Genomic DNA, 344 nt, shown 5'->3' on the forward strand with positions numbered 1-344 from the left:
GAGCTCGGTGACGTCTACCAGGTCACGACGCGTCGCCAGGGCCCGTTCCCGGCCCGGATCGCCGACGTGGGTGTGGTCAAGGACCTCGGCACGCACGACATCGACCTGACCGCCTGGGTGACCCAGCAGTCCTACACCTCCGTCGCCGCGCGCACCGCGTACAAGTCGGGGCGCCAGCACGAGGACCTCGTCGCGGTCGTCGGGCAGCTCAGCGGGGGAGCGGTGACCAGCCACCTGGTGAACTGGCTGTCGCCGCTGAAGGAGCGGGTCACGATCATCACCGGTGAGCGTGGCACCTTCGTGGCCGACACCCTGACCGCTGACCTCACGTTCTACGCCAACGG

General features: G+C 69.2%; 1 protein-coding gene. It reads left to right on the forward strand.

Going from position 1 to position 344, the window contains the following annotated elements:
- Nucleotides 1-344: Gfo/Idh/MocA family protein (locus AB4Z02_RS19410; protein ID WP_441973021.1), on the forward strand; the 344-nt coding region annotated here is incomplete at both ends.

Origin of the sequence: Pedococcus sp. 2YAF34, assembly GCF_052114585.1 — a bacterium.
GTDB lineage: Bacteria > Actinomycetota > Actinomycetes > Actinomycetales > Dermatophilaceae > Pedococcus.